Source organism: Solwaraspora sp. WMMD937, from assembly GCF_029581175.1.
Taxonomy (GTDB): Bacteria; Actinomycetota; Actinomycetes; order Mycobacteriales; family Micromonosporaceae; genus Micromonospora_E.
In genome coordinates, this window is sequence record NZ_CP120738.1 from 2,881,277 (window position 1) to 2,895,618 (window position 14,342).

Here is a 14,342-nt window from a genome sequence, read left to right on the forward strand (position 1 = left end):
GCACCACCCCCCCCGAATCGCCGGCCCCGACGGGCCGGGAGAGCCACGGAAGGCATTCGATGACTGCTGCCGCGCCCACCCGCCCCGACCCCCGCCCGCGGGGCAGCGATTACGCCGACCTGTCACGGCGGGTGAGTCAGGTCGGGCTGCTGGACCGCCGACCAGCCTGGTACGCCGCCCGGATCGTGCTGACCGTCGGGGCGTATCTGGCCGGCTGGACGGTACTGCTGGCCGGCGGGGACAGTTGGTGGCAGTTGCTGACCGCCGTCGGGTTGGCGGTCGCCGCCACCCAGGTGGCGTTCCTCGGTCATGACGCCGGACACCGGCAGATGTTCCGCACCCGTCGGACCAGTGAGACCGCCGGCCTGCTGCTCGGCAATCTCGGGGTCGGGCTCGGCTACGGCTGGTGGATGGACAAGCACACCCGGCACCACGCCAACCCGAACCACGTCGACGACGACCCGGATGTCGGAGCCGGAGCGCTGGTCTGGACCGAGGAGCAGGCCGCCGCGACCCGGGGCTTCGGCCGCTGGCTGGCCCGCCGGCAGGCGTACCTGTTCTTCCCGATGCTGCTGCTCGAAGGCCTGTCGCTGCGGGTGGCCAGCATCCAGGCGGTGATCAACGGCCCGGTGAAGCGGCGCGCCGTGGAGGGGGCGCTGCTGGCGGTGCACACCGCCGTGTACCTCGGGATCGTCTTCGCGGTGCTGTCGCCGCTGCGGGCGGTGGCCTTCATCGTGCTGCATCAGGCGCTGTGGGGTCTCTACATGGGGTGCGCGTTCGCGCCGAACCACAAGGGGATGCCGATGTTCGGCCCCGACGACGACCTGGACTTCCTGCGCAAGCAGGTGCTGACCTCCCGCAACGTGCGCGGCGGCTGGTTCGTCGACGTACTGCTCGGTGGGCTCAACTACCAGATCGAGCACCACCTGTTCCCCAGCATGCCGCGGCCGCATCTGCGGTACGCCCAACCGATCGTGCGCGGCTACTGCCAGGAACGTGGCCTGCCGTACACCGAGGCCGGTCTGATCGACTCGTACGCCGAGGCGCTGCGCCACCTGCACTCCGTCGGCCAGCCGCTGCGCTGACCCACCCGGCTGCCGCCGCTGACCCACCCGGCTGCCGCCGCTGACCCACCCGGCTGCCGCCGCACTCATGATCACTTGACGAAAATTCGGTCTGCTGCCGGCGTGTCGCCCAGCTCAGCATCAAGTGATCATGATGATCGCCGGGTAGCAAGCGCGGGGCCACCCAGTGGGTGGCCCCGCACCGTCGGTCGGACTCGCTACCTGCCGGTCGTACCTGCTCTGCCGGTCAGACTGCTCTGCCGGTCGGTTCAGACGTCGAACAGGTCCAGCATGTCGTCCGACATGTCGATGATCTCGCCGTCCGGCTTCTCGACGGTCACCGGCTCGCCGAAGTTGGCGTACCCGATGGTGATGGTGCCGGAGGTGGCCGACACGCTCTCCAGGTCGATGACCATCTCGACCAGCCGGCCCTCGGCGTCGAGCGTCGCGGTGAACGGCACCGCCTTGGCGGCGTCACCCAGATCGGCGAGCATCTCCTCGTCGGCGCTCGGCGACTTGGTCATGTCGATCGTGCCGGTGATCTCGGTGTCGGTGGACCACTCGGCGTCGGCGACGCTGCCGATAATCTCGGCCGGGTCACCGGTCGGCATCATGCTGAAGCCGGCACCAGCGGGAAGCTTCGACGTGTCCGACTTCATCCACACGTCGGCGAGCTCGTCCATGTCCGTGCCGCCGAGCTGCATGTAGATGTCGGTGCCGAGTTGGCGAAGGACGATGCTCACCGTGTCGCCGTCGGCACCCATGTTGATCTCGATGTTCGACTTCTCGCCGGCCGGGTCGACGTCGCCGACGACCTCCATCAGAACGCCGTCGGCCTCGGTGCCCAGGCTCATGGTGAGCCGGGCGCTCTCCTCGGTGCTCTTCGCGGTGGCGGCGGCGATCGCCTCCGTGGCGTCACCCCGGTTGTCGGCGGCACCGGACTCGGCGCTGCTGTCGGTGGCGGGTGCGTCGGTGTCAGCCGTGCCGCCGCAGCCGGAGACCGCGAGCGAGAGCGCGGCGACGACGCCGATTCCGGCGTGCGTCAACCGTCGAATGTGCATGAAGATGTTCCGTCCCCTCGTGAAGACAGCCGGCGGGAGAACGCCACGACGGTGGCGTCTTCGACGTTTTGCCGTACCTCTGCGGTAGGGCTTCCGCCGGCTGGTGCCGCGCCAGCCTACCGGTTGGCTCCGGTCCGGGGTGGACCACCGGCGAGCGGTGCGCGGCCTGCTGCCGACAGGCGCGCGGCCCGGTGCCGGTCGGGTCACTCGTCGAGCGCGGCGACCATCGCCTCCGGCATCGGCACGATCTCGCCATAGGTCGGGGCCTCGATGGTCTCGGCCCGGCCGAAGTTGCCGAGGCGCAGCCAGATCGTCGGCACCTCGGGCAGCTGCTGTTCGTCGCCGAGAGACAGGTCGACGAGCCGGCGCTCCCTGTCGAGGGCGGCGGTGAACGGCACGGCGCCGATCGTGTCGCCCAGCTCACCGAGGTCGCCGAGGTTGGGCAGGGCCACAGAGGACCATCCGGTCAGGTCGACGGTCCCGGCGATCACGTTCTCCCCGGTCCACTCGGCTGTGGTGACGCCGCCGATCAGACCGGCCGCGCCGATCAGGTCACCCCTGGCCATCGTGTCGAGGGTGCCCCCGGGCCCCGGTCGTCGGCGGAGCTGGCCGAGGCGGTGGCCGTCGGGTCCGGGTCGGTGGCAGGGCCCGACCGGCCGCACCCGGTGACGGCGAGGGCGAGGGAAACAACAAGCCCGCCGACAATTGAAGTGGTTTGCCTCGTTTGCGGCATTGAGGCCTCTCAAAGAGGAATGACTGATGCCGAGACAACCTACTCGCCGCGACCCGCGTGCCGATCACTTGGGCGGGACAGACGGTAAGGTCACCGCATGGCAGAGGTGCTGGACACCGCACAGGTGCAGGCCGCGCTCGCGGAGCTGACGGACTGGGTGGGCGACCCTGAGGCGATCGCCCGTACCGTCTCGTTGGCGACCTTTCCCGACGCGGTCGCCGTGGTGACCCGGGTGGCAATCACCGCCGAGGAGATGGACCACCACCCGGACATCGACATCCGGTGGCGGACCCTGACCTTCCGGTGCCGCACCCACTCGGCCGGCGGCACCACCGCCCTGGACATCGAGCTGGCCCGCCGCATCGACGAGATCGTCGCGGCGCAGGGTTGACGGGGGAGCGGACACGGTGACATTCCAGACCGGGAGAGGTACGCGGTGGGATTCCTGACCGGGAGAGGTACGCGGTGGGATTCCTGACCGGGGGAGGTACACGGTGAGATTCGAGGTCAGCAAGGTACTCGACGCGATCGAGCGCCGACTCAGCACCGATCCGGCGACCGCACGCGCCGTCGTGGACCTGGCCGAGGTCGTCCGGTACGTCGACTTCGACAACGGGCGGCCGGCCAACATGCTGCGTCTCGGGCAGCTGATCGACGCCCTCGGCCGCAGCGTCGCCGAGGAGAACGTCCCGGTGTACGTGGTCGTGCACCGCGGCCTGCTCTCCGACGCCGACCTGACCTCCAACGAGCGGATGGTCGCCCGCCGGTGGTCAGACGACGGCCTGGTGGAGGTGCTCGCCGACCCCGCCGACCGGCTGCTGGAGGTCGCCGAACTGCTCGGCCTGCCGGTGCTCAGCCGCCACCGGTTCGACGGCATGCGCGGGCGTTACCAGTGGCTCAATCAGCCTGGCCGGCTGCTCGCCCCGCTGCCCGGCCACGGCGGCCCGGCGCTGACCGCCCGCGCCGGCGGCGGCAACACACCGGCGACCGCCGAGCCGTCGCCGGCCGGCGCGCAACTGCTGGCCCGACTGTGGAGCTGCCCCGACCCGGAATGCGCGCTGTTCGGCCGGATGCGGGTCGGCCGCCCCGGCGGGCAGCCGCCGCCGACGCTGCGTACCGGCCAGCCGACCTGTCCCCGGCACGGGGAACGGCTCACCGAGGCGGGTGCCCGCCCGCCGGCCGAGGTGCTGTCGATCCGGATCGACGGAATGGTCCGGCAGCGGTTCGTCGTCTCCGCCGACCACCCGATGGTGGTCGGCCGGGCACCCGAGCGCGGCGAAGGCATCATGCTCGGCCAGTGGCTCACCGAGGAGGCGCGGCGCTGGATCAGCCGCAGCCACGTGCGGTTCGAGCTGCACGGCAGGGACCTCGTCGTGCAGGATGTCAGCACCAACGGCACCGGCGTACGGCCGGGTGGCTCACCCGACGACGACGAACGCCGCACCATCAAACGTCAGGCCCGGCCGTTGCAGGCCACCGACGTCGTCGAGCTCTACCCGGGGGTGCACATCGCCCGGTCGAAGGTCTGGGCCACCGGTGGTGTGTCGAACCCGACGTCGGTGATGGCCGACGCGCCGACCATGGCGCTGCGGATGATGGACCGCCCCTGACCCCTGTCTCGCTCAGCCGAGGTGGTCGGCCGGTGACGTCTGCAGCAGCCAGGCCAGCGGCATCTTGGCGCTCTCCTGGTAGGTGCCGTGCGCGGCGAGCCGGTGCAGGGTGACGGTCTGCGCGCCGTCTCGGTCGACCACCCAGTACTGGGGGATGCCCGCCGAGGCGTACTCGCGGACTTTTGTCACCGCGTCGATGCCTTCCGAACCGGGCGAGACGATCTCGATCACGAGCACGATGTCTGCCACCGCTGACCAGACGCTCCTGGGCGGAGGCTTTTGCCAGACGCTGATGTCCGGGATCCTGCCCCCGTCGCCGTCTGGCCCGGGGATCCGGACCCCAGCCGCCTGAAGAACCTGCTCTGCCGGCCAACCCGCCATGATGAGCCAGGCGAACAGGCGGCTCGCGGTCATCGCGTGCGCAGAGTCGGGTGGGGGCATGACCGACAGGACCCCTTCAGGGCTGGTCTCGTAGCGGTGGCCGTTCGGATCGGCGGAGTTCATTGCGGCCGCGTCGTCGAGCGTGACAACGGCGGGCATGTGCATGCCGACGGCCTCAGCGCTCATGCGGCTCATTGTAATGGTCGGCGCCGTTGACGGGGCGGGGGCGCTCGACGACACCGGGGCGGGTCAGCGCGCTCTTGTAGACCGCGATCGCCACCATCCGGCCGTCCCGGCCACCGGCGACGACGGTGCCGATGAGACCGACGACCTGCGACTGCTCCTGGTCGAGCCCGTAGCGGATGTCGGCGACACGGACGATCATCGACCGGTCGGCGTACACCCAGTCGGCCTTGCCGAGGCGCAGCGTGTCGCCGACACGGAGCAGTTCGTTACGCGACATCGTCACCATCCCCATTCCCATCGGCTTCGTCGTCGGGGGTCACCGGAGGCCACAGGCCGGCGAAATAGAGTACGGCCATCATCCGTCGGGCCTTTCCCGGATCATGCCGGCGCAGCACCGCGAGCGCCTTCGTGAACGGCTCGCAGAGCGCGGCGGAATTGCACACCCGGCATTCGGCGAGTCGGCTCGGCAGATGCGTGCTGACGATTTCCCGCGCCCGCCGTACCACCGGATGATCAACTGACCGGTGGACGCTGTCCGGCAGTGGTGGTCGGTTCGGCGTCGGATCATGATCCTTTTTCCCGGGTGGCGTACCGATCGAGGTGTAGCGGGCGAGGCGGGGTGTGCCGCCGATCCCGTCGTTGCGCAACACGTGATCTCCCTTGCCGTCGTCGAAGCGCCTCTGGTGATTTCCACCCTGGACTGTGCGACCTCGACACGGAATACTCAGACCACCGAATGCCGTGCGTCAGTCATTCCAGCGTGTACCAATGGATTCCAATGGAGGCCAGGAGATGAGTGAACTTCAGGATCTGTTGCGCAGTGAGCGCCTCAAGCGCAACCTGACCCAGGCCCAGGTGGGTGAGGCCATCCGGGTCAGCAATTCCCTCATCGGCGCGTTCGAGACCGGCAAGTCGATCCCGCTGCCGGACACCGCCGTCGACCTCGACCGCATCTACGAGACCGGCGACCAGATCCAGCGGCTGTCCCGGACCGCCCGGGAGGACGCGCAGGCCCTGTGGCTGCGCTCCTGGCTGGAGAGTGAGCGCCGCGCGCTGGTGCTGCGCTCGTTCGAGCCGCTGGTGATCCCGGGACTGCTGCAGACCGAGGCGTACGCCCGCGCGGTCCTCGCCGTCGGGCCGCGCACCCGACGGCGGCTCGACGAGGCGCTCGCCATTCGACTGGAACGCCAGTCGGCCACGCTGGACCGCGACGAGGACATCCAGTTCACCTCGATCATCGCCGAGGCGGCGCTGCGCGTGACCGGTGCCTTCATGAAGGACCAGTTGGAGCACCTGGTCGACATCGGTCACCGCCCGGATGTGCAGATCCGGGTGCTCCCCGCCGACGTCGGCATGCACCCCGGGATCGCGGGCGCGTTCGTCGTCGCCTGCCTCTCCAACGACCGGCGGATCGGCTACCTCGACGACCAGCTGAGCGGTCGGATCGTCACCGAGGCTCAGGACGTGCTCGACCTGGAACAGACGTGGGATGCTCTGTCGGGACTGGCACTCACCGTCAGCCAGAGCCGCGACCTGATGCTAAGGATGATCGATGAACATGAGTGAGCCGATCTGGCGCAAGTCGAGCCGCAGCAGCTCCAACGGCGGCAACTGCGTGGAGGTCGCCGACAACCTGCCGGGCCGGGTGCTGGTCCGGGATTCGAAGGACCGGGCCGGTGGCACCCTGGCCTTCGCGTCGGCCGCCTGGTCCGTCTTCGTCGCCCACACCCCGTCAGCCGTACGCTGACCCACCCCCAACGCCGCCCCACCAAGCCCTCGGGCATGTGCGCTCAGCCGACCGGCTCGCCCCCATCTCATCAGCGGGCGAGCCGGTCGGACACCATCGAGTGACCGGTGGCGGGACAATGCTGGTGTGGCAGCGTGGGCTGACGGCGCGCTGGCGGTGAGCCGAGCCCGCCGTCGTTATGATTCGTGGTAGTTGACGATGTGTTGGCCAGGATCGGGGACTGGGACGTGGACGAGTTCGGCAGGGCGGGGCGTGGCGCACCAAGCGGGTCGCGTTACGCCGACCAGCGTCCGTACGTGGTCAGCGAGAACCTGGACGATCTCCATGGCCCGGTCAGTGGGCAGGTCACGTTGAGTAGAAGTCTGGACTGGTCGGGGCGGGCGCAGTACGACCTGGCCAACCCTCGCAGGCTCGCCAGCATGGACGAGACAGTGCTCCGCGAAGCGACGACAGTGGATGACCTTGTTCAATGGCTGGACGGCCCGACGCTGGTCCGCATCTGGCCTACGCTGGTCCTGCCTCCACAGGTCCGGCAGGTGTGGGAGTCCAAGCACCAGGTTCTCGCGCATGCGCGGCAGGCCGCCGCGTAGTGCCGCACGAGACTCACCCACTCCATCGACAACTGGCTGAAATCGGTCTGCGAGCGGGCGGACCCTTCGGCTTCGGGGTGATCAAGTGCGGCAACGGTCATCGGCAGACTCACCTTCTGATGCTCCTGACTACTTGGTTGGCGGGTCAGATGTCGGTCGCGACGAGATGGACGCAGTGTCGGGCTCTGCGGAGCGTGGTCGGGTCACCGGTGGCGGCGTACACGTCCAGGGCGGTGTCCGCGAACTTGATCGCGTGCGGATCGGTGGTGCGGGCAGCGACCTCGAACAGTTCGGCTGCCTGCTCCGCGTCGTGTACTGAGTCCGTACAGCTTTCGGTGTCGCCGGCCGGGTCAGGCACTGGCCGGGGCTCGGCGGGGGATTAGGCGGCGGTCACCGCTGCTGTCGCGGCCCAGGCCGCGGCGAGGCTCGGCTCCCAGAGCCGTTCGGGCAGCGCTGGCAGGGCGCGCAGGACGGCGTTCGGCGCGGTGGCCGCGTGCACCAGCATGACCGGTCTGGCGTACCCGTGGGTGGCGTGCCGGGCGACGGCGGCCGCGACGATCTCCGCCAGCCGGTCGGGAGCCGACCCGGCCGCGCTGCCCGGCTCCGCGCCCGAAGCGGCCGGTAGGTCGGGCACCGCGCCTGCTGTAGCGGGCCAGTCAGGCAGATCGGCGAGCTGCGCCAGCCGAGCCCGGATGCCGTACCGACCCGGATGACCCCATGCGTGGCGCCAGCGGCGATCCCCGGCAGCAGCCGGGGCCACCACCGGGTCAGCACTTCCCGCCAGGGGGCGAGGGCCAGCTCCCGCTCGAAGTAGTCGAGCCAGTCGCCGGTGCGGACCGGGTCACCGAGCGGGTCGCGCCACTGCTGCGCCGCGATCGGGCTGACACCTCGGGGTCGAGGCTCGAGCCGGTCGGCGTACCCGTCCAACCACTTGTGGACGACGTCGCCGCGCCCATGCCGGGCCGGTGCCTCGGCGGCCATCGGCGCGTGGTTCGACAGCCAGCCGTCGCGCTCCGGCCCGGTCGCCAGGATCCGTTCGTACGCCTCGTCAAGCACTCCGTCCGCCATGTTCCGCAGTCTGCAACTTCGATCGAACTTGAGGTCAAGCCAGGCGCCCGCGTCGTTGCGGTGGCTCTGGCTGCTGGGCGCCGGCAGCGCGAGACAGAAGGCCCTGGGGGAGGTAGACTGAATCATCATACGAGAAAGTGATTCAAGTCGGGAGGGGCGGCGGCAATGAGTACTGGTGCCCGGATCGAGCGTGCCCGGATCGCCGCTGGTCTGAGTCAGCGAGCTCTCGCCGAACGTTCAGGCGTCTCGCAGTCGACCCTGTCGCGCATCATCTCCGGCGACCGAGTGGCCAAGATGCCCGAGATCGTCACTATTGCCTGGGCCACCGGACACACCGTCGCTCAACTCACCGGGGCGGTGGCGGTGGCGGACCGCGTCCAGTTCGCGGCCAGGGCGACCGGTGGTTCGGACATGGAAGGGATGAGGCAGGCCCTACTAGGGTTTCTGGAACTCGATGACTATCTTCACCAATATGCCATCCCGGCCGTCAGCGACATCGGTTCCGGGCGTGACACCTGAAGCACAGGGACGCGCGGCGGCCAGCCGTTTCCGCCTGGAGCACCACCTCGGGATTCAGCCGCTGGGTGATCTCGTCGCGGTCATTGAACAGGCCACCGGCGTCGATGTGGCGGTTCTTGACGCTGGACCCGACGAACACGGTCTGACCATGTGTGACCCGGCCCACGGCACTGTGTTCATCGGCGTCGCCCGGACCCGGCACCCGATGCGGCAGCGCAGCACGCTCGCCCACGAGCTCGGCCACGTGCAGTTCGGTGACTGGGCGGCAGACGGTGCCGGCAGCTGCGGCCAGCGGTCACCGGTCGAGGTCCGGGCCGATGCTTTCGCCCGGCACCTGCTGCTGCCGCTGGACGGTCTGCGGCAGTTCCTCGCGGACCTGCGGGTGACTGATCGGTCCGTGCTGTCTGCCGTCGTCCAGCGCTACCTGGTGTCTCCAGCCGTCGCCGCCATCGCCTTGGAGCAGGCCGGGTACATCGACGCGGGCAGGAAAGCGGAGTGGATGGGAGTGACGACCCCCCAACTCGCTGTCCGTTTCGGTTGGATCGACCAGTACAACGCGCTGCAGGCTGACTCGAACCGACGGCGGGCGCCACAACGACTACTGTCCCGGGCAATCGAGGGTTACGCGGCAGGTGTGCTCTCCGCCCAGGTCATCGCCAACCTGCGCGGCGTCGCCCTCGAAGCAGCCGAAGCGGAACTGGCCGAGGCTGGGATCGGACCGGCGGCCCAGCAGACGGTCTGGGCTGATCCGGCGGACCTGCCGGATGTCGGAGTCGATGTGACGGAGCTCGACGACTATCTCCGCGACGCGGGCGACGGTGAGGAGTGGACCACGGAGACAGGGAAGCAATGAGCCCACGGCCGATCATCGATGCAGGCCCTGGTCTGAACTTCCTGTCGATCAACAAGGAACGGCTCCTCATCGGTGTTCTCGGGCCGTTGAGTGCCCCGGAGACGGTGCAGGACGAGGTGCTGCGCAAGGCGCGGGCGGACCCACGATTCCGTACGGCAGGCAGTGTGTGGCGCAAACTGACACCACGGTGGATCCAGGTGCTGTCTGACGATGAGACGCCAGAACTCGCGGTGGCCGTACGCCGGATGACCCAGCAACCGATGCAGAAACGGATGCAACAGCCGAAAGATCTGGGCGAAATCATGGTGGTGGCGCACGCTGTCGTCGCAGCAGAAGCGGGCGCAGCGATGTCCGTGCTCATCGACGACGGAGCGGGAGCCCGGATCGCAGCCGCTGAAATCGGTCGGTTGCGACAACTCCATGCCGCCGGTCAGCCAGTCGGGTCGATCCGACTGGTCAGCACGCTGACGGTGCTGCAGCGGGCGGCCGGTACGCAACATATTCCGGACCGAGCTGCCATGCGTGACATCTACCAGCGTCTCCGTGGCTTGGACGACGGGCTGCAGCCGATCGAGGCGACGTCACTGCTGTCTCCCGGCCAGTGGGTGTGACCGGCCTCGGTTGGCCGGCGGAGGCTACCGCTCGACGTACGTGGCGAGGTTCGCCAGCGAGGAGGCGAGGCCGGCGGCGTGGTCCGCCGCGCTGATGCCGACCGGTACGTCGTCGGCGCGGATCGCCACCCGGGTGCCGCCGTCGACGGCGGTCACTTCCCAGGTCATGGTCATGGTGCCGGCGTACGCCGGATCGTCGGCGACGAAGTCGACGGCCTGCACGACCCGTACGCCGGGGACGATGTCGACGAAGCGGGCCTCGACGATGTCGGAGTCGGCGGTGGCCTTGCCCGGCGCGGTCGAGGCGTCGGCGTAGGTCAGGACCAGCCGGTACCCGCCGCCGGGCCGGGCGTCGAACCGCTCGAACCGGCCGGTCATCCCCTGCGGCGGCAGCCACGCGGCGAGCGCGTCCGGGTCGACCAGGGCGGCGTAGACGCGCGTGATCGGGGCGGCCATCACCCGGGCTGCCGAATCGGTACGGGTCACGGCGCGTCACCGGGACCGGCGTTCAATCGTTGCGCTGACACCCGGCTAACCTACGTCGCGACGCGGCCCGATCGGGAGACGACGAACAGTGGCGAAGCTGGAACTCACCGTCGAAGAAGCGGCGCTCTGCGAGATCGTCGGCGTACGGGCGTTCCTGCGCGCCCGTGCCCAACTCGCCGACGGCGAGTTGACCGACGCCCGCTGGGATCCGACGACAGGGCACGCCCAGGGCCGCCTCGCCCCCGGTCGCGGCGGCACCGTGACGGCGGCGATCACCACCGACCCCGACGGGCTCGTCGCCACCGTCGACGGGGCCTGCTCCTGCGGCGAGCGGTCCTGCGGACACCCGTACGCGCTGGTGCTGCAGGCCGTCGTCGGTGCCGCGCCGACCGTCCCGAAGCAGCGGCAGACACCGGACACGCCAACGGCCGACTGGGAGAAGAGCCTGTCGGCGCTGGTCTGCGACGTCGCCCCGGTCGTCACCGCCGCGCCGGCCCAGGCCACCGTCGGCCTGCAGTTCGAGCTGGTCAAACCGGGCGCGGCCGGTGGCGGCCGGCACGGCGGACGCATCGCACTGCGTCCGGTCGTACCCGGCCAGAACGGCTGGGTCCGCTCCGGCATCAGCTGGTCGAACGTGCAGTACGCCAGCTACGGCCGGTCGCCGGAGTCCAAACGGCACCGCCAGCTGCTCGGCGAGATCCTGAAGCTGTCGACGGTGGACGACGACCGGTACGGCTACTACGGGGGCCCGACGACGGTCTTCCTGGACGCGTTCGCGAGCCGGCGGATCTGGGACCTGTTGGCCGAGGCCGACGACGCCGGGCTGCCGCTGGTCCAGCCCGGCAAGTACGCCCGGCCGGTGGTCGTCGGCCGGCAGCCGGCCCGGCTGTCGGTGCAGGTCGACCGCGCCGGCGACGAGCTGGTCGTGCAGCCGGTGCTGCTGGCCGACGGCGTACCCGTCGCCGCCGAGTTCTCCGTCTTTGTCGGCCGACCGGCGCACGGGATCGCCTGGTGGGCCGAGCGCGGCGGCGTCGAGCCGCAACCCCGGGACCGGGTGCTGCGGCTGGCACCCCTGTCCGGCGCGGTGTCCCCGGCGGCGGCGAAGGCCCTGGCCAATTCCCCGATCCGCGTCCCCGCTGCCGACGAGGCACGGTTCTTCGAACGGTTCTACCCGGAGCTGCTCAAACAGGTCGAGGTCGTCGCCGCCGGCCCGGCGGTGCACCTGCCACCGGTGTCGCCGCCCACGCTCGCCCTCGCCGTGACCCCGATGCCGGAACAGGCGCTGTCGATCCACTGGCAGTGGGTCCGCACGGTCGGCGCGCACCGGCAGACCGAGCCGCTGTGGGCGACCGGCCCGCGCGGGCACGCCGACTCACGTGGGCAGGCCGACCCCCGTGACGCCGTCGTCGACCAGGTCACCGAGGTGACGGCCAAAGCGGTCCCGGAGGCGATCGAGTCGACCCCGAACGGCCCGCGACTCGCCGCCCTGACCACGCTCCGCGGCGACGCCATGATCCGGTTCCTCAGCGAGGTCGTGCCCCGGCTCGCCGACATCGACGGCGTCGAGGTGGTCGAATCGGCAGCGGAGCCCGTACCGGACTACCGGGAATCCGACGAGGCGCCGGTCATTCGGTTCGCCGGCACCGACCATCCCGGCGAACACGACTGGTTCGACCTGTCAGTGCAGGTCAGCGTCGGCGGCGAACAGGTCGTCTTCGATCAGCTGTTCACCGCGCTGGCGCAGGACCGGCAGTACCTCATCCTGCCCAGCGGCACGTACTTCAGCCTCGACCGCCCCGAGTTCGTCCAGCTCCGCGAGCTGATCGACGAATCGCGGGCACTGGAGGACCGGCCGCCGGGCGTGCTGCGGGTCGGCCGGTTCCAGGCCGGCCTCTGGGCCGAACTGGCCGAGCTGGGGGAGATCACCGGCCAGGCCGCCGCCTGGCAGCGCGCGGTCCGCGAGCTGGCCACCGCCGGCGCCGCCGTCGACCACCAGGTGCCCCCGCTGGTACGGGCGGAGCTGCGCCCGTACCAGCTCGACGGGTTTCGCTGGCTCGCCGCCCTGCGGGAGCACCAGCTCGGCGGCATCCTCGCCGATGACATGGGTCTCGGTAAGACCCTGCAGGCGCTGGCCCTGATCCGGCACGCCCGTGCCGACGTACCGTTCCTCGTCGTCGCCCCCGCCAGCGTCATCCACAACTGGGTCGCCGAGGCCGCGCGGTTCACCCCGGACCTGACCGTACGGGCGGTCACCCAGACCTCGGCACGGCGTGGCATGGAACTCGCCGGGGCGGCCGCCGGGGCGGACATCGTCGTCACCTCGTACACGCTGTTGCGGCTGGAGTTCGACGACTACCAGGCGCTCGACTGGGCCGGCCTGATCCTCGACGAGGCACAGTTCGTCAAGAACCACCAGTCGCAGAGCCACCGCTGCGCCAAGCAGCTGACCGCGCCGTTCAAGCTGGCCATCACCGGTACGCCGATGGAGAACAACCTGCTCGAACTCTGGGCGCTCTGCTCGATCACCGCCCCCGGGTTGTTCCCCCGGCTGGACCGGTTCACCGACTATTACCGTACGCCGATCGAGAAGGACCGCGACGGTGACCGGCTCGCCCAGCTGCGCCGCCGCATCCGGCCGCTGATGTTGCGTCGCCGCAAGGCCGACGTCGCCGCCGACCTGCCGGAAAAGCAGGAGCAGGTGCTGGAACTCGACCTTGACCGCAAACATCGCCGGATCTACCAGGCCTATCTGCAGCGGGAACGGCAGAAGGTCCTCGGCCTGCTCGGGGACCTGGAAAAAAACCGGTTCGAGATCTTCCGGTCGTTGACGTTGCTGCGCCAGGCCAGTCTCGACGTCGCCCTGGTCGACCCGAGACACGAGGGTGTCCCGTCGACCAAACTGGACGTGCTGGCCCACCAGATCACCAACCTGGTCGCCGAAGGCCACCGTACGCTGGTGTTCAGTCAGTTCACCCGGTTCCTCGGCGCGGCGCGTGACCGGCTCGTCGGCGCCGGCTTCCGGTGCGGCTACCTCGACGGATCGACCAGCAACCGGGCCGCCGTGATCGCCGAGTTCAAACGCGGCGACGCCGACGTGTTCCTGATCAGCCTCAAAGCGGGCGGCTTCGGTCTCAACCTGACCGAGGCCGACTACTGCATCCTGCTCGACCCGTGGTGGAACCCGGCGACCGAGGCCCAGGCCGTCGACCGCGTCCACCGGATCGGTCAGAAATCGAACGTCATGGTCTACCGGATGGTCGCCAAAGACACCATCGAGGAGAAGGTCATGGCATTGAAGCAGCGCAAGGCCGAGCTGTTCAGCAGTGTGCTGGACGGGGGCGAGTTCGCCTCGGCGCAGCTGTCCGCCGCCGACATCCGGGATTTGCTCGACCTTGACTGAGCCGATCTGGCACCGGGGACCGGATCGCGTCGG

Annotated in this window: 16 protein-coding genes and 1 pseudogene; 10 read left to right on the top strand and 7 right to left on the bottom strand. The window is 69.8% G+C overall.

All coding sequences use genetic code 11. The annotated features are described in order from the left end of the window. The first annotated feature begins 59 nt into the window (after window positions 1–59). Entirely contained in the window at window positions 60–1,085 is a 1,026-nt protein-coding gene (locus tag O7621_RS12620; protein ID WP_282234131.1) for an acyl-CoA desaturase, read from the top strand. A 248-nt stretch (window positions 1,086–1,333) separates the two neighbouring features. Here O7621_RS12620 and O7621_RS12625 read toward each other — a convergent pair whose 3' ends face one another. Together O7621_RS12625 and O7621_RS12630 are read right to left on the bottom strand one after the other, a co-directional pair. Continuing rightward, entirely contained in the window at window positions 1,334–2,110 is a 777-nt protein-coding gene (locus O7621_RS12625) for a hypothetical protein (RefSeq protein WP_282234132.1), read from the bottom strand. Window positions 2,111–2,328: 218 nt separating this feature from the next. Continuing rightward, window positions 2,329–2,691, bottom strand: coding sequence for a hypothetical protein (locus O7621_RS12630; RefSeq protein WP_282234133.1), 363 nt, complete (start codon window positions 2,689–2,691; stop codon window positions 2,329–2,331). A 264-nt stretch (window positions 2,692–2,955) separates the two neighbouring features. Here O7621_RS12630 and O7621_RS12635 point away from each other — a divergent pair, with 264 nt between their 5' ends. Beyond that, on the top strand, window positions 2,956–3,249 hold the full coding sequence (locus tag O7621_RS12635) for a 4a-hydroxytetrahydrobiopterin dehydratase (RefSeq protein WP_278167350.1): 294 nt from the start codon (window positions 2,956–2,958) through the stop codon (window positions 3,247–3,249). Between the two features lie 103 nt (window positions 3,250–3,352). Then, window positions 3,353–4,468, top strand: a complete 1,116-nt coding sequence (locus O7621_RS12640; RefSeq protein WP_282234134.1) for an FHA domain-containing protein — start codon at window positions 3,353–3,355, stop codon at window positions 4,466–4,468. A gap of 12 nt (window positions 4,469–4,480) precedes the next feature. Here the strand turns inward: O7621_RS12640 and O7621_RS12645 are convergent, their stop codons facing one another. Genes O7621_RS12645 through O7621_RS12655 form a run of 3 tightly spaced genes read right to left on the bottom strand, consistent with a single transcriptional unit; the run spans window position 4,481 to window position 5,685 of the window. Continuing rightward, window positions 4,481–5,035: a Uma2 family endonuclease gene (locus O7621_RS12645; RefSeq protein ID WP_282234135.1), complete on the bottom strand. Its 555-nt coding sequence runs from the start codon at window positions 5,033–5,035 to the stop codon at window positions 4,481–4,483. Continuing rightward, window positions 5,025–5,312 (bottom strand): hypothetical protein, encoded by a 288-nt coding sequence (locus tag O7621_RS12650; protein ID WP_282234136.1) that lies wholly within the window; start codon window positions 5,310–5,312, stop codon window positions 5,025–5,027. Before O7621_RS12650 ends, O7621_RS12645 begins: the two co-directional genes overlap by 11 nt. Further along, complete coding sequence (locus O7621_RS12655) at window positions 5,302–5,685, bottom strand: hypothetical protein (RefSeq protein WP_282234137.1); 384 nt, start codon at window positions 5,683–5,685, stop codon at window positions 5,302–5,304. The genes O7621_RS12650 and O7621_RS12655 overlap by 11 nt, the downstream gene beginning before the upstream one ends. Window positions 5,686–5,827: 142 nt before the next feature. On the opposite strand from O7621_RS12655, the gene O7621_RS12660 reads away from it, so the two are divergent. The 3 genes from O7621_RS12660 to O7621_RS12670 all read left to right on the top strand — a co-directional run bounded on the left by O7621_RS12660 (window position 5,828) and on the right by O7621_RS12670 (window position 7,372). Continuing rightward, window positions 5,828–6,601, top strand: coding sequence for a helix-turn-helix transcriptional regulator (locus O7621_RS12660; RefSeq protein WP_282234138.1), 774 nt, complete (start codon window positions 5,828–5,830; stop codon window positions 6,599–6,601). Then, on the top strand, window positions 6,588–6,782 hold the full coding sequence (locus tag O7621_RS12665) for a DUF397 domain-containing protein (RefSeq protein WP_282234139.1): 195 nt from the start codon (window positions 6,588–6,590) through the stop codon (window positions 6,780–6,782). The genes O7621_RS12660 and O7621_RS12665 overlap by 14 nt, the downstream gene beginning before the upstream one ends. Window positions 6,783–6,967: 185 nt before the next feature. Next, a complete protein-coding gene (locus O7621_RS12670) occupies window positions 6,968–7,372 on the top strand; it encodes a hypothetical protein (protein ID WP_282234140.1) in 405 nt (134 codons plus the stop codon). A gap of 145 nt (window positions 7,373–7,517) precedes the next feature. Here O7621_RS12670 and O7621_RS29175 read toward each other — a convergent pair. Beyond that, window positions 7,518–8,440, bottom strand: a pseudogene (locus O7621_RS29175) (questin oxidase family protein). A gap of 165 nt (window positions 8,441–8,605) precedes the next feature. Here O7621_RS29175 and O7621_RS12690 point away from each other — a divergent pair. The 3 genes from O7621_RS12690 to O7621_RS12700 are packed head-to-tail and all read left to right on the top strand — an operon-like array spanning window position 8,606 to window position 10,423. Next, window positions 8,606–8,959, top strand: coding sequence for a helix-turn-helix transcriptional regulator (locus O7621_RS12690; RefSeq protein WP_278174377.1), 354 nt, complete (start codon window positions 8,606–8,608; stop codon window positions 8,957–8,959). Then, entirely contained in the window at window positions 8,949–9,812 is an 864-nt protein-coding gene (locus tag O7621_RS12695) for an ImmA/IrrE family metallo-endopeptidase (RefSeq protein WP_282234142.1), read from the top strand. Before O7621_RS12690 ends, O7621_RS12695 begins: the two co-directional genes overlap by 11 nt. After that, window positions 9,785–10,423: a hypothetical protein gene (locus tag O7621_RS12700; RefSeq protein WP_282234143.1), complete on the top strand. Its 639-nt coding sequence runs from the start codon at window positions 9,785–9,787 to the stop codon at window positions 10,421–10,423. The genes O7621_RS12695 and O7621_RS12700 overlap by 28 nt, the downstream gene beginning before the upstream one ends. 24 nt (window positions 10,424–10,447) lie before the next feature. Here the strand turns inward: O7621_RS12700 and O7621_RS12705 are convergent, their stop codons facing one another. Further along, entirely contained in the window at window positions 10,448–10,909 is a 462-nt protein-coding gene (locus O7621_RS12705) for an SRPBCC family protein (protein WP_282234144.1), read from the bottom strand. An 88-nt stretch (window positions 10,910–10,997) separates the two neighbouring features. Here O7621_RS12705 and O7621_RS12710 point away from each other — a divergent pair, with 88 nt between their 5' ends. Next, a complete protein-coding gene (locus O7621_RS12710) occupies window positions 10,998–14,309 on the top strand; it encodes an SNF2-related protein (RefSeq protein ID WP_282234145.1) in 3,312 nt (1,103 codons plus the stop codon). Window positions 14,310–14,342: the final 33 nt, after the last annotated feature.